Here is a 14,982-nt window from a genome sequence, read left to right as displayed (position 1 = left end):
GGCTTTTAGAAAGAGTAGGTAACCCCACCTAACAGGTTTATGCTTTTACTTGGGTAGTTAACGAACCTTTCGTATTTCTGACCCAGTATATTATTTGCCATCACAAAAATGGTAAAATTATTTGTGAATTTGTAATCAGCCTTCAGGTTCAGATCCACAATGGTGTCAGTTTGCCTGAGTACTGTTGTTCCATCCGGCCTGGTGATCCGCCCAAATGAATTCCCAATATAATAAAGTTCTGAATTAAAGAGAATCTTATCATAGAAGTTATAGGTGCCGAAAACGCTTGCCATCAGTTCCGGGCGGTGAAACGGTTGCTCGAGGGTAGCCAGGTCATACTTGTTATAATCAGCCTTTAAGCCCAACCTGATCTCATCAGAATAATTGAAAGAGGCCTCAGCATAAAAATTTAAAACATTTGTTAAGCCATCGTCATACACCAGGTCGAACTTGGTAGAATCGCTGACGGAGTTGTTGTAAAAGTATAGATTGCGGAAATTCTGGTAGGCCACGCGACCTGTCAGGTGCACATAGTTGGCAATGTTGGCCTGAAAGCCCCCATACAGCTCTAACCCTTTGTTGATGTCTGCCACTTGTACATTCGGTGCCAGCCAAGGATTCTCCTGGGTCAGTCCATATAAAGTCACCCTTTTCAGGTCGCCGCCTAAGCCAGTATAAATCAGCAGGTTATCCTTAATGGGCTCTACCCCTAAACGAATGTCCGGATAGATGTTAAATTTACGGGCATCGTTCACCTCATCACCTGTGTAGGCCACCACCGCACCCAATGTAAGGCGCAGGGCATTCAACTGGCGCTGGTACACTGGGTGTACTTTCACGAAATTACGGCTAACAGTAGCCGAGTCACTCTGCGATAAAATGGACACGTCAGCATCCACTTTAAAAGCGGAGACCTCATCCACCACATACTCACTCTTAAAGCCTACCGCGAAGTTCGCCTCGCTCAGGTTGTAATGATCGTTGAGGTAATTGAACCGCACATCGGTTTTGTACAGCAATGGAGCCCCGGAGGTTTGGTTATGCAAGAAAGCCTCGGCAGCTATCCGGTTAAACACCTGCTTGATAGCATCTTTATCGATCTGCTGCTCCATGGCGGGCGCATACCCATAAAAATGATACAGGTCACGGCCATAGCCCAGACTCCCACCCACGGTGGCCCCCTTTAAATAACGCTCGCCATGCGCACTGATCGCACTGTTGGCCACGGCTGAGTTGCCTTTGTCGACGGGGCCGCGAGCCGAGGAAACATGGCTTACCTGTGCGCCGAAGTCAGCCACATCGCTGCGTTTGTTATGAAAGTAGCCTTTCAGGTATAAACTGCCATAGTTCCCGATCCCGGCCTTCAAGTAGTTTCCGTACAGCTTAGACAATTCGTCCTGCTTAATGGTCAGCACCTTCATCTGCAGGTTTATGTCCTGCGATGGCAGGCGGTAATCCACGAAGCGGTAGCGCACATTGCGGTCTCCGGTTTCCGGTGGCGGAATCCTGAATTTCTCGAAGTTGCGGGCTGCCTGTGGTAATTCTATCACGCGGTTCTTCTCCACCACAATTTCGGCATCCTCCAGCTTCGCTCCTTCTCCCCAACCCTGTGTTTGTGCCTGCGCCTGATTCAGAAAGCTGTAGCCGACTGATAAAACAATAGCAAGCGTAGCTAATTTGGTTCTATTTTTCATGGTGATGATTCTGTTCTGAATATTCGGTTTAAGAAACGCGGTGTGCTACTGCTGATCTGTCGTATCGCTTACCGGCACCTGCTCCTCCGGCGTTTGGGTTGGAGCGGTGCCGCCCTCCAGTTTAGCCAGCTTTTGCTTCGCTTCCGCCACGATTTCTTTGTTCGGGGCATTCTGAATGATAGAGTTTAGGGTTGCTTTTGCCTGGAACATCTCGTTCAGGCCGACATAGTTGTCCGCAATGATCAGGAATGTTCTGCCCAGCCAGGTATCATAGTTTGAGAACCTGTTGTTGAAGCTGAAAGCGACGTCCAATGATTCCTGGTATTTTTTCTGCTTATACAGAACCTCCGCCACCAGGTACTGGGCTTCGGCACCGTTCACATCCGATGCGGCCTGCGCCGTTTCACGCAACTCTTTCAGGGCCTGGTCCAGGTTGCCCTGGGCATAACTGGACTTACCTTTGTAGAGCAGCGCTGAGTTGTATGCGTTCAGTGAGGCGTTGCCCTGGCTGATCAGCTCGTTGGCTACGCGTTTGGAACCATCATAGTCGCCGGTTTTGAAATAACTATGCATTAAGCCCGTGAGGGCTGTCTGCTGTTCCTTGCGGTTGGTGGCCAGGTCGCGAAGGCGGCCATAGTATTTAATTGCCTCGTTGTAGTTTTTCGCTTCGAACTCAATATCTGCCACACGCTGTATGGCGCGGTTCACGAATTCAGTTTTATTCTCTCCAATCACCGCTTTCATACGCTGTAAGCCAACCTGCGTCTGGTTCTGCCGCAGATAAGAATCAGCAATGAAATAGTTCGCATCCGAAACAAACTTGCTCTTGGGGTAAGCCTTTACATAAGCTTCAAACTTAGGAATAGCCTGCTCGTATTTCTGACTGAAATACAGGTTCTTGGCCGCGTTAAACTCAATGCTTTCCAGCGCACTGTCATCCGGGTTGGCTGATTTATACTTGTTCAGGTAAGCATCAAACTCATTCGTACGGTTCTCGGACCCCAGCACCTCCTGTAAACTGTACAAGGCACCGCTTGCCACTTTAGAATCCGGGAACTCATTCAATACACGCTGCTGGTCGGCGATTGCTTTCTCGTTCTGCTGCAGGTTGGCATAGGCTATTCCACGCTTCTGCAGGGCAGCCGGAACCAGCTTGCTATCTTGCATAGTGTTTATCAGGGTAGAGAAACCTGTTACTGCGGCCTGGTAATTACCCGATTCAAAGTCGATCAGGGAGCGCTGGTACTGGGCATCGTCTACGTAGCGGGAACTTGGGAACTTGGCAATGATCTCCTGCAGGGCCTGCACTGCTTTATCGTTTTTGCCGATAATGCTGTTCACCACTCCTTTTTGGAACAAGGCATAATCACGGTCCGGAGAGCTGGAGGCTACCACACGCTCATAGAGGTTGAGCGCTTCACTGTATTTCTTATTCACATAATAGGTATCGGCCAGTCGCAAGGTGGCATCGTTGTAATTCGGGTTACTCGGCTTGATCGCATCCAGATACGCCTTAAAGTGCGTCATGGCCTTGTCGTACTCCTTTGTGTTGTAATACGCGTAGCCAATGCCATAGCGCGACTTGGTGTAGTAGTCCTCCTTGGCACCCGGCGAGGTGCGGAACACGGCGCCATAACTATTAATGGCATCGGGGTAACGCTGCCCGATGGAATACGCCTCTCCTTTCACGAAATGGCTTGCCGCTGTAACTTCTTTGTCGTAAGGGTACTGCAACGACTTGTCCAACATCTGCACCGCTTGCTGAAACTTGGCGTCGTTGAACAGGTTAACGGCATGGTAATAGGTTACCCGCTGATAGGTCTGTAAAATCCGCCAGGTCTTTTTCTCCATACTTTCTATATGGCGAATGGCATCGGCGTAATTGTTAGAGCTAAAGTAGGCCTCGCTCAGGAGTTTATCCGCCTCCTCTGCCTGATCGGAATCAGGGTAGTTTTTGTGGAACTCCGACAGCGAGTTGATCACCTCTTTAAAATTGCCGAGCTCGTAACTCACCTGGGCATACTTGATGGTAGCGGCCTCTGTTACGTCCTTGTCCTTGTCGTTCTTGCGGGCCTGATCAAAAGCAGTCAGGGCGAATTGCTTGTTGTTTTCCTTCAGGTAACTCAACCCCAGGTAATAGGCTGCATTCTGACCTAAAGCATCTTTTTTAAGTGCTACTGCCTTTAAGTTGGCAATAGCGTTTTTGAAGTTGTTGTTCTTGTAATCTGTGATCGCAATTTTATACTGCACCACTGGATCAAGGGTTCGCTTCCCCTCTGCAAAACGGCTCAGGTATTTTTCCGCCGTTTTATAATCCGCTTTCTGATAATAGGCATCCCCCACCAGCAAGGCAATTTCATCCGCCTGCTGTACTTCAGGCTTTCTGGCCAGGGCAGCTTCGCCGTAACGGATCACTTCATAAATATCATTCTCTTTGTAGAGTATCTCCGTGATCATGTATGGCACAATGTTCGCGTAAGCCTCATTCTTCTCAGCTACTTTTAAATCTGCTTTCGCGCTGGCATAGTCGCCCTTGCGGTATGCAATATAACCGGCGTAGTAACTGGAGGCATATCCAAAGCGGTGCTCATCCTCCCGGAAACCGGTCGTTTTGTTTTTATCGAAATAAATTTTGGCGTTGTCGAAATCCTTGGTGGCAAAGTATGAGTAGCCCAGCTTAAACTCCAGTTCCTTGTTTTGCTTGATGCTTAACAGGTGAGTTGGAGCAAGTTTTAACAGTTCCACCGCTTTCTTAAAATCCTTTTGCTCAAAGTAATACAGACCCAGTTCGTAGTTGGCCAGCGCTGTTTTAGGGTGCGTGGGGTATTTTTGCACAAAGTCCAGTATCAGCTGTTCTGCATCGGGGTGAAGCAGGTACAAACCGCTCAAAGCATAATAGTAGCGGGCATCCGATGTTCGGGCATTGTCACCTATCAGGTCAATATACTTTCTGAATGCCTCCTGGGCAGGGCCATACTTGGCACGGTCGAATAGCTCTACGCCTTCGTGGTAAAATCTTTCATCGGCAGTAAAGGCCTGTGTGTGCTGCGCAGCCACCACATGCGACCCACCAGCCAGTACGGAGACGAGGGCTACTTTATAAGCTAAATTCATATGTTTCTTGTCACCCATAAGGAGCTTCAGGTTAATGCGTTTTACCAGCGATACACCTCCCCTCGTTTGTATTACTGCCTTGCCGGGGAGACATACATCTCTCAAAGTTAATTAAAATTTAAGAAGCCTTGCCCGGGTTTATTTTTTTAAATCCAAATAGCGCCAACCCAGACTAAGCAGGCCAATTATACAATGCAGGAAGCGCTATATTTATTGTATAGGTTTTTAAAATGTGTTTCAGTACGCCATGACGCTGGGCACAGGATGAATGATCTTAAAAACAAGCTCCCTCAAAATATCCGCTTCTGACATGTTGCCGCCTATAATTCCCTTCACCTGCAAATCTGCTGTTCTAATCTCATGTATAATGCCTGCGCAGCGCGGCAGCGGATACACGCGCAAGGCGATTACATAATCCTTCACCTTCCAACCCTGGTTGCCCAGGCTCTTTCGAAGGCCCTGCTCCGACTTGTCGGCCTGCATGTGGAGGGTCAGTAATTTCGTGAAAAAGTTAAAGAGCATGGACAAATTGGGAATGAGCGGGTTGTTTTTGGGGTTGGCTTCAAAAAAATGGATGATGCGGTTCGCCTTCAGGCTATCGCGCGCAATAAGAGAGGCCTGCAGTTCAAAAATATTATACTCTTTGCTGATGCCGACGTTCTCCAGTACTACCTTTTCGTCTATCGTGGTGCCTGGTTTCTGGTTGATCAGTAACTTATCGATCTCGTTGGCCAGCCTTGATAAGTCAGACCCAATGTGCTCGCTGAGCATGACAACTGCCTGCGGACTAGCTTTAGCTCCTTTTTGTTTCAGGTAACCGCTCACCCAGGCCGGCACTTGGTTATCGTATAATTTTTTGGTGGTGAGCAGCACGGTGTGTTTACCTATGGCTTTGGCCAGCGCTTTCCTTCCGTCCAGTGTTTTGTGCTTGTAGCAAAACACCAATATAGTGGAGGGCAAGGGTTTCTGCAGGTAAGCCTCCAGTTGTTTCATGCCTTCCTCCTTCTCTATGTCCTGTATGCTCTGGGCCTCCTTCACGATCACCACGGAGCGTTCCGCCATCATCGGAAAACGCTTGGCCTGCAGCAGTACGTTTGCCACCTCCACATCCTTTCCATAAAGTATAACCTGGTTGAAGCCTTTTTCATGCTCCTGCAGTGCGTGCTTCTCGATATAATCGGCAATGGCATCAATATAAAAAGACTCTTCGCCCTGCAAAAAATAAATGGGTGCGAACTGATTCTTTTTAAGCTGCTCTATTATGCCCTCGGGTGTATGTGCCATGGTTGCTCCTTAAGATCGGTTTACAAATTTAAGGCATCAGCGGGAATCTCAAAGTAATTCGGCATAATAAGGTAAGATTGATAAAAGCTGGGGACCTTTCGCGCTTTAACTGCTAACTCTTTTTTATATTTGCCTTGATACCTGAATTTGAAATACATGAATTTGATAGAAGAATTAAGATGGAGAGGCATGCTCCACGATTTCATGCCTGGTACTGAAGAGCAATTGGCATCGGGAATGCAGTCAGGTTACATCGGCTTTGACCCAACCGCGGCCTCGCTCCATATCGGCAACCTGGCTACTATTATGTTGCTGGTTCAGTTGCAGCGCGCAGGCCATAAGCCCTATGCGTTGGTGGGAGGCGCCACCGGTATGATCGGTGACCCTTCCGGAAAATCGTCGGAGCGGAACTTGCTGGATGAAAGCACGCTGCAAGCCAACCAGGATGGGATTCGCGCGCAGCTGGAGAAGTTCCTCGATTTCGACTGCGGCGCCAATTCCGCCGAAATTGTTAATAATTACGACTGGTTTAAGGAGTTTAACTTTTTGGGTTTCCTGCGCGAGGTAGGCAAACACCTGACCGTGAATTACATGATGGCCAAGGATTCGGTTAAGAAGCGAATCAGCGCTGACGAAGAAGGGGAACGCGCCGAAGGGCTTTCCTTCACGGAGTTCTCATACCAACTGATACAAGGATACGATTTTTACCATCTGTATAAAAACAACGGCGTGCGCCTGCAGATGGGTGCCTCCGACCAGTGGGGCAACATTACAACTGGCACCGAGCTTATCCGCCGCATGGATGGAGGAAAGGCTTTTGCCTTGGTAGGCAAATTGGTCACAAAATCAGATGGCACAAAGTTCGGTAAGTCAGAGGGTGGCAATGTGTGGCTGGACCCTGCCCTTACCTCCCCTTATAAATTTTACCAGTTCTGGCTTAACCTTTCGGATGAGGAGGCCGGGAAGCTGATAAAGGTCTATACATTGCTTCCTCAAGAAGAGATTGAACGACTGGCCGAAGAACACAAACAAGCCCCTCATTTACGGGTTTTACAGAAAGCTTTAGCTAAAGATGTTACAATTCGGGTGCATTCTGAGCAAGAGTATGAATCGGCTGTAGAAGCATCAGAAATTTTATTCGGCAAGGGTGATTTAGAGACATTAAAGGGGCTGAAAGAGGATGTTTTGCTCGCTGTGTTCGAAGGTGTGCCCCTGATAGAGATCAGCCAGAGCAGCTTTCAGGATGCTGGAAACGTAACGGACCTGCTCTCTGAGATAACAGCAGGCCTGATCTTTGACTCGAAAGGCGAAGCAAGGCGCATGATTAAAAATGGCGGCGTTAGCCTGAACAGGCAAAAGGTGCAGGGCCCGGATGAGGGCGCAGATTTCGAACTGCTGCTTCAAAAGTACCTGGTGGTGCAGAAGGGAAAGAAGAATTATTACCTGATTTCAGTTAAATAATTGATTTTCATATTGTTACAAATAAAAAAGGTGGCCTTTTCAGGTCACCTTTTTTATTTGTAACAGCCATCTCTGAGCTTATTTCTTCTCTGCAGAGCTGTTTTTTGCATCCTGAACTTCCTTACGGATGTCCTGAGCCATGTTTTTAAGATCCTGCATGCCTTTGCGTACACGAGTACCGGCAGCTGCGTTATTCTTATCGTAGAACTTTTCAAAATCAGATTCTAACGACATTACCAAGTCTTTCAATTTGTTAAAGTTGTTGTTCATTGTAGCTATTTGTTATAGTGAAACAATTGTTAATACAGCTCCAATATACACATTTGTGACAAACAAGCAAAAATTAAGAAAATTTAATATATGCCTTTTAAAGCACCTATGCGGTAACTGCCGGACTTGCATACAAGCCTTTGTCCAATTTTTGTGCAATTTTTTCAAATGCCGCGATGGTTTCCTCTACGTCGTCCAAAGTATGGGCAGCCGTTGGAATAAGACGCAGCATGATCACATCCTTAGGCACTACCGGATAGACCACGATGGAGCAGAAAATGCTATAGTTTTCTCGCAGATCCAGGGTTAACTGGGTAGCATCCGGAATCTGACCGTTCAGGAACACGGGTGTTACCGGCGACTGCGTGGTGCCGATATTGAAGCCTTTCTCACGAAGACCGGACTGCAGGGCATCCACCACTTCCCAAAGTTTGTCCTTCAGTTCCGGCTTTGAGCGGAGCAGCTCCAAGCGCTTCAGGGCACCAACTACCAGGGGCATCGGCAGTGACTTGGCAAAGATCTGCGATCGCATGTTGTAGCGCAGGTATTCTACTACTTGCTCATTAGAAGACACAAAAGCCCCGATGCTCGCCATAGATTTGGCAAAAGTAGAGAAATATATATCGATTCCTTCCTGACAGCCCAGGTACTCGCCGGTGCCCGCACCCGTTGCTCCCATGGTTCCAAAACCGTGCGCGTCATCCACAAACAGCCTGAAACTGAATTTCTCCTTTAAAGCAACCACTTTATCCAGGCTTCCTATGTTTCCTGACATACCGAAGACACCTTCGGTAATAACCAGGATGGATCCGCCGGTATTATCAGCCCAGCGCGTGGCCCGCTCTAGCTGTTTCTCCAGGCTCTCCATGTCGTTGTGGCCATACACAAAGCGTTTGCCCTGGTGCAGGCGAAGGCCGTCTATGATACAGGCATGTGACTCTGCATCATAAACGATCACATCATGGCGGTCAACCAATGCATCGATGATGGAGACCACCCCCTGATATCCGAAGTTCAGCAACAGTGTATCGGGCTTTTTAATAAAATCTGAAAGTTCGGACTCCAGCTGCTCGTGCAGGTTAGAATTACCTGACATGATACGTGCCCCCATTGGGTACGCCATGCCCCATTCAGCGGCAGCTTCGGCGTCCGCTTTGCGCACCTCTGGATGATTGGCCAGGCCCAGGTAGTTGTTTAAGCTCCAGGTAAGTACTTCTTTGCCCCTGAACTTCATACGTGGCGCTATCTCCCCCTCTAGCTTAGGAAATGTAAAGTAGCCATGCGCATAATGTGAGTGGCTACCTAATGGACCTCTGTTGGTCAACAACTTTTCAAATAAATCCACTTGTATATAAATTAGGTTATCGGGATAATTTCAGGATAAAGTGCTTTCTTTTTACGTGTAAGAAAACACAAGGCATACTGCCATGCAAATTTATGCTTTTAAAGATACATATACAATTCCTATACTATATCGCTGAACCTTTTTATTAATACGCTTTTAAGTTTGCCGGCAATGCCCTTTCTTTGAACTTTAGAATTTAAGGGTCCCGGATGAAAAAAATTAACAAGATACTTATAGCGAACAGGGGTGAGATTGCACTTCGGGTAATGCGAACTGCCAAAGAAATGGGGATCAGCACGGTGGCTGTCTACAGCGAAGCAGACCGCAATGCCCTGCATGTTCGTTTTGCCGATGAGGCTGTTTGCGTGGGCGGTCCCAAATCGAGTGAGTCTTACCTGAGAGGAGACGTGATCCTGGACGTTTGTAAGCAACTCGGCGTGGATGCCATTCACCCGGGGTATGGTTTCTTGTCAGAGAACGCTGATTTTGCCCTGAAAGTACAGGAAGCCGGCCTGATCTTTATCGGTCCGTCGCCGGAAGCTATTGAGTTAATGGGCAATAAGCTCGCCGCTAAGGCCGCCGTTGCCAAATACAACATCCCCATGGTGCCGGGCACCGAAGAGGCCATTACGGATGTAGAAGCGGCTAAACAGATAGCCTCTGAGGTAGGATTTCCTATCCTGATCAAAGCAAGTGCGGGTGGCGGTGGAAAAGGCATGCGCGTCGTGGAGAGCGTGGAGGCATTTGAGGAGCAGATGCAACTGGCCGTCAGCGAGGCCACTTCTGCTTTTGGCGACGGCGCTGTGTTCATCGAAAAATACATCGGCTCTCCGCGGCATATCGAGATTCAGGTATTGGGCGACACGCATGGTAACATCGTGCACCTGTTCGAGCGCGAATGCTCGGTGCAGCGTCGCCATCAGAAAGTGATCGAAGAGGCTCCCTCAGCCGTGCTGACCTCTGCACTGCGCGACGAGATGGGCCGCTGCGCCGTGAATGTTGCCAAGGCTTGCAGTTATGTGGGTGCCGGGACCGTGGAGTTCCTGGTAGATGAGAAGCTGAATTTCTATTTTCTGGAGATGAATACACGCCTGCAGGTAGAACACCCGGTAACAGAGCAGATCACGGGTCTTGATCTGGTGAAGGAGCAGATCCTGATCGCTGAGGGTAATCCTTTACAATTTAAGCAGGAGGATCTGGAAATTAACGGGCATGCCCTGGAACTAAGGGTTTATGCCGAGGACCCCGCCAATAATTTTCTTCCGGACATCGGCACCCTGGAAACCTACAAGCGCCCCCAAGGGCTCGGTGTGCGTGTTGACGATGGTTTTGAGCAAGGCATGACTATCCCAATCTATTACGACCCCATGATCGCGAAACTGGTTACTTTCGGTAAGGACCGGCAGGAGGCAATAGATAAAATGCTGCGTGCCATAGATGAGTATAAGATTACGGGTATCCAAACCACGTTGCCCTTTGGTAAGTTTGTTTTACAGCATGAGGCTTTTGTGAGCGGTAATTTTGACACGAAGTTTATCGAGCGCTATTTTACGCCCGAAATGCTTGATGAGAAGCTGAGCCAGGAAGAAGAGGAGGTTACAGCCGTTTTAGCGGCCATGCTTCTTAACACTAAAAAACCAAAAGTCACCGCAACTGAACAATCCGCGAACACAACAAGCAGTTGGCGTAAAAACAGGATATAGGTATAAGAAAGGGGTGTCAACTTTAATTGACACCCCTTTCTTATACTATGTTTATGAGACTGCGAGCTGCTACAAAAGGTCGAAAAAGCTTCTGATACCAATATTGCGCTCTTTGGTAAAGCCCTCCCCGTAAGTTACCCCAATCGAGTGCCCCATTTCCATGGCCCGGGCTTCAATGAATTTAATAAATTCAGGTGAAGATATATACGTGTTCGGGCTGGTATCGTCGGGGTTGAAGAACTGGGACTTAAACGCCCGGATGGTCTCCATCTTTTTATCCCACTGTGCCGTCACGTCCACAACCAGATCGGGTGATATAAAACGGTCCTGAATATAATGGTAAACAGCTTTGGGTCGCCAGGCTTCCTGCTCCTCCCCCGCGCCGGACTGGGTGCTAATCATTTTAAGACCTGATTTAAAGCAGGCTTCCGACACCAGCACTGAGCCGCGCCCATGGTCCGGATGGCGGTCATGTATTGCATTGATCAAAACAATCTCTGGTTTATACTTCCGGATTACTTCAATAACCTTGAGTTGATGCTGCCGGTCATTCTGAAAGAATCCATCCGCAAAGCCCAGGTTTTCCCGTGCCGCAATCCCCAAAATGGCAGATGCAGCCTCCGATTCCTGAATCCTGATCTCAGGAGTTCCGCGTGTACCTAACTCCCCTTTTGTCAAATCTGCGATGCCAACCATTCTTCCGTCCGCAATATGCGCCAACAGAGTGCCTGCGCAGCCTAGTTCGATGTCGTCGGGATGAGAGGCGAAGGCCAGTATATCTAATTTCATGGGAATGCTTAAGGTTTATTTAACACGCAGTTTTTTCCCTACCCGCAGTGTAGAACGTGTGCTCATGCCGTTGAGTTTGGCCACCTGGCTTGCGGATACCCCATACTTTTTGGCTATGCCGGAAAGCGTATCGCCTTTTCTAACCGTATGGTAGGCGGTTCTTCTTCCAGCGCTGGCGGCTCCGGAAGGCCTGGCGCGGTTGGAATAGTTGAAAAGAGCAGAGGTAATGACAAAGTTTTCGCCTTTGAGCAGGTAATCCGGAAAATCATACATATTCTCCGGGTCAATGGGGTTACCCTGGTAACGCACCTCATAATGCAGGTGTGGACCTGAACTGCGGCCTGTGCTTCCTCCTAAACCGAGCAGGTCGCCGGATTTAACAAAGGTGCCGGGTTGCGCTATTGCCTTGCTCATGTGGCCGTAAAGCGTTTCTAGCCCATTATAATGCCGCACGACAATGTAGTTGCCATAGCCTCCTCCATCCCACTTATTGATCCTGACAACCCCATCAAAAGCAGAAAAAATAGAGTCTCCTGTGTTCAGGTCAATGTCGGTGCCATAATGCCAGCGCGAGCCCCGATAGCCAAAATGGCTGGTGATGGGGGTTTCAGTAAGCGGCATTTTATAGTTACGGTTATTGCGCGGGTCGTACAGTTTAATATCGACAGAATCTTTTAGCTGCCTGCCGTCCATTCTGTAAGGGTTGATGTTGCGGGTATCCCAAATGGCGTAATAACCTGCGATTTTAACCCAGGAAGAATCGAGCAAAACTTCCTCCGACATCTCAACGATGTGCTGCTCACCCAGGTCCAGCTCAGAGGTGTCCTCGCTTACGATAGACAATTCCTTCTTTGGATTAAAAAAAATAGACTGATCCGCATCTGAATTCTCATCCGGAAACTCTTCGTACTTGATCAGAATAGTAGTGTCTGGCCTAACATACTGTATTTTAGGAGACTTTACCTTGAATAGGTCTTTTACCTTGCTCTGTGCCTGAGCGTTTTGGGCGCCGGCAACTAAACAGAATAAGAAAAATACCAAAAATAAGGGGTATCTTAATTTTGACATGAGCATCAACTTTGGCTAAGTTGCCTTAAAACATTTGCATACTAAACTACTTCCGTTGCTTATTATTGTAAGTTCCCTAACATAAGGATTCAAAAATAAGTGCAAACAGAATGTATGATGCATTTTAATTTAATGCAATTCACGCGAGGCAAGATAACGTTCGGCGTCCAGGGCGGCCATACAGCCGGAACCCGCAGCCGTCACCGCCTGCCGATAAGTAAAATCCTGCACATCGCCACAGGCAAAAACGCCGTCTATATTGGTTTTAGAAGTTCCCGGAATCGTACGGATATACCCGTTTTCATCCAGGTTCAAATACTCCCGGAAAATATCCGAGTTGGGTTTATGGCCAATGGCAACAAAGAAACCCTGTACCGCAATTTCCCTGGTTTCATCGGTTAATAAATTTTTGACCCTTACCCCTTCCACACTGTGCTCTCCCAAAATCTCATCGGTTCCGGTGTTCCAGAGAATTTCGATGTTCTTCGTCTTCTTAACCCGCTCCTGCATGATGGTAGAAGCGCGCATTTCATCCCGCCGAACGATCATATATACTTTCTTACACAAATTAGCAAGGTAAGTGGCCTCCTCGGCAGCCGTATCCCCGGCCCCTACAATCGCCACATCCTGCCCACGGTAGAAAAACCCATCACACACGGCACACGCCGACACACCACTTCCGTTGAGGCGTGATTCAGAGTCCAGACCAAGCCATTTGGCAGACGCTCCGGTGGAAATGATGACAGTATGCGCCTCGATTACTTTCTGGTCGTCAATAGTTACTTTGTGGGGCTGGGAGGAGAAATCGACATTCGTTGCAATACCATAGCGCACATCTGTGCCAAATCGTTCGGCCTGTTTCTTAAAGTCCTCCATCATCTCAGGGCCCATAACTCCTTCAGGATAACCAGGGTAGTTCTCTACGTCATTTGTGATGGTAAGCTGTCCTCCTGGCTGAAGACCCTGGTACAGTATGGGACTGAGGCCTGCCCTGGAGGCATAAATAGCTGCTGTATAGCCCGCCGGACCAGAACCGATAATAAGGCATTTAACTCGTTCAATTTCCATGATATGTTTTAAGCTTATAGAAACTCGGATGCAAGTATACAAAAATTCTGTGCCTCTGCCTGCATGAACAGCTGTAAAATGACTGGCGCAAGCATTAAAAAAAGCCCTAACCACGTGGTCAGGGCTTTAATCTTAGAAAAGCGGTGCTGTGTACTTTTTATCCCAGGTAAGGCTTCAGGGCCTTACTGCGGGAAGTATGACGCAGCCTTCTGATGGCTTTTTCTTTAATCTGCCTCACGCGTTCACGCGTCAGGTTAAACTTCTCACCAATCTCTTCTAAAGTAAGAGAGTGCTCCCCATTCAAACCGAAATAGAGCGTGATCACATCTGCTTCGCGCTTGGTTAGAGTTGAAAGCGCGCGCTGTACCTCCTTGCGAAGCGAGTCGTTCATCAATCCTGTATCAGGAGATTCTTCGTCTTCGTTCTCCAGTACGTCCAGCAAACGGTTTTCCTCACCCTGCACAAAGGGAGCATCTACGGATACGTGGCGACCAGATATTTTGAGGGTATCTACTACTTCGGCAGTGGTAAGCTCCAACACTTCGGCAATTTCTTCTGGCGAAGGCTCGCGCTCAAACTTCTGCTCCAGCTCAGAGAATGATTTAGATATCTTGTTAAGTGAACCTACCCGGTTTAGTGGGAGGCGTACGATACGCGACTGCTCTGCCAATGCTTGCAGAATAGACTGACGTATCCACCAAACGGCATAAGAAATAAACTTAAATCCTCTTGTTTCGTCAAAGCGCTTTGCAGCTTTAATAAGACCGAGGTTACCTTCGTTGATCAGGTCGCCTAACGACAACCCCTGATTCTGGTACTGCTTGGCTACCGACACAACGAAACGCAGGTTAGCTTTCGTTAACTTCTCAAGTGCAAACTGATCGCCTTCTTTGATCCTCTGTGCCAGGGACACCTCTTCATCCGGAGTAAGCAGATCTACTTTACCGATCTCTTGCAAATATTTATCAAGCGACTGGCTCTCGCGGTTCGTAATCTGTTTGCTTATCTTGAGTTGTCTCATCAGAGTATAATGTTATGGCAATAAATGTAAAAATTTGAAATGGCTCGGTGACTTAACATCAGAAAACCGCGCAAAGTTCTTACTTCTCACAAATAAAATCAAGGAGAAAGCATGGTGCGCGGTAAATAAAAAAACTCCTGGTGCCGGAATACCCTTTCAGGCAGG

General features: G+C 48.1%; 11 protein-coding genes. 2 read left to right on the top strand and 9 right to left on the bottom strand.

Annotated elements, in window-relative coordinates:
* Window positions 1-5: 5 nt before the first annotated feature.
* The 3 genes from AC4BAN_RS05695 to holA form a co-directional block, all read right to left on the bottom strand.
* Complete coding sequence (locus AC4BAN_RS05695; RefSeq protein WP_490563410.1) at window positions 6-1,694, bottom strand: hypothetical protein; 1,689 nt, start codon at window positions 1,692-1,694, stop codon at window positions 6-8.
* Window positions 1,695-1,739: 45 nt separating this feature from the next.
* Window positions 1,740-4,826 (bottom strand): tetratricopeptide repeat protein, encoded by a 3,087-nt coding sequence (locus tag AC4BAN_RS05690; RefSeq protein ID WP_490563409.1) that lies wholly within the window; start codon window positions 4,824-4,826, stop codon window positions 1,740-1,742.
* Between the two features lie 219 nt (window positions 4,827-5,045).
* Window positions 5,046-6,092, bottom strand: a complete 1,047-nt coding sequence (holA, locus tag AC4BAN_RS05685) for a DNA polymerase III subunit delta (protein ID WP_490563408.1) — start codon at window positions 6,090-6,092, stop codon at window positions 5,046-5,048.
* A 156-nt stretch (window positions 6,093-6,248) separates the two neighbouring features.
* Here holA and tyrS point away from each other — a divergent pair, with 156 nt between their 5' ends.
* Window positions 6,249-7,553, top strand: coding sequence for a tyrosine--tRNA ligase (gene tyrS, locus AC4BAN_RS05680; RefSeq protein ID WP_490563407.1), 1,305 nt, complete (start codon window positions 6,249-6,251; stop codon window positions 7,551-7,553).
* Window positions 7,554-7,631: 78 nt separating this feature from the next.
* On the opposite strand, the gene AC4BAN_RS05675 is transcribed toward tyrS, so the two are convergent.
* The gene (locus tag AC4BAN_RS05675; protein ID WP_490563406.1) at window positions 7,632-7,823 is read right to left on the bottom strand and encodes a histone H1; all 192 of its coding nucleotides are present in this window, start codon (window positions 7,821-7,823) and stop codon (window positions 7,632-7,634) included.
* A gap of 106 nt (window positions 7,824-7,929) precedes the next feature.
* Complete coding sequence (locus tag AC4BAN_RS05670) at window positions 7,930-9,168, bottom strand: aminotransferase class I/II-fold pyridoxal phosphate-dependent enzyme (protein WP_490563405.1); 1,239 nt, start codon at window positions 9,166-9,168, stop codon at window positions 7,930-7,932.
* 209 nt (window positions 9,169-9,377) lie between these two features.
* Between AC4BAN_RS05670 and accC the strand changes: the two genes are divergently transcribed.
* Complete coding sequence (gene accC / locus AC4BAN_RS05665; protein WP_490563404.1) at window positions 9,378-10,871, top strand: acetyl-CoA carboxylase biotin carboxylase subunit; 1,494 nt, start codon at window positions 9,378-9,380, stop codon at window positions 10,869-10,871.
* Between the two features lie 69 nt (window positions 10,872-10,940).
* Here accC and bshB1 read toward each other — a convergent pair whose 3' ends face one another.
* The 4 genes from bshB1 to AC4BAN_RS05645 form a co-directional block, all read right to left on the bottom strand.
* Window positions 10,941-11,660 (bottom strand): bacillithiol biosynthesis deacetylase BshB1, encoded by a 720-nt coding sequence (gene bshB1 / locus AC4BAN_RS05660; protein WP_490563403.1) that lies wholly within the window; start codon window positions 11,658-11,660, stop codon window positions 10,941-10,943.
* 15 nt (window positions 11,661-11,675) lie between these two features.
* Complete coding sequence (locus AC4BAN_RS05655) at window positions 11,676-12,728, bottom strand: peptidoglycan DD-metalloendopeptidase family protein (protein WP_490563402.1); 1,053 nt, start codon at window positions 12,726-12,728, stop codon at window positions 11,676-11,678.
* A gap of 129 nt (window positions 12,729-12,857) precedes the next feature.
* Window positions 12,858-13,796: a thioredoxin-disulfide reductase gene (gene trxB / locus AC4BAN_RS05650; protein ID WP_490563401.1), complete on the bottom strand. Its 939-nt coding sequence runs from the start codon at window positions 13,794-13,796 to the stop codon at window positions 12,858-12,860.
* Between the two features lie 157 nt (window positions 13,797-13,953).
* The gene (locus AC4BAN_RS05645; RefSeq protein ID WP_007656436.1) at window positions 13,954-14,817 is read right to left on the bottom strand and encodes a sigma-70 family RNA polymerase sigma factor; all 864 of its coding nucleotides are present in this window, start codon (window positions 14,815-14,817) and stop codon (window positions 13,954-13,956) included.
* Window positions 14,818-14,982 lie beyond the last annotated feature (165 nt).

It is taken from the genome of Pontibacter sp. GD13, from assembly GCF_058216355.1.
The sequence above is the reverse complement of the archived record's forward strand: the minus strand, read 5'-3'. Positions and strand labels throughout refer to the sequence as shown.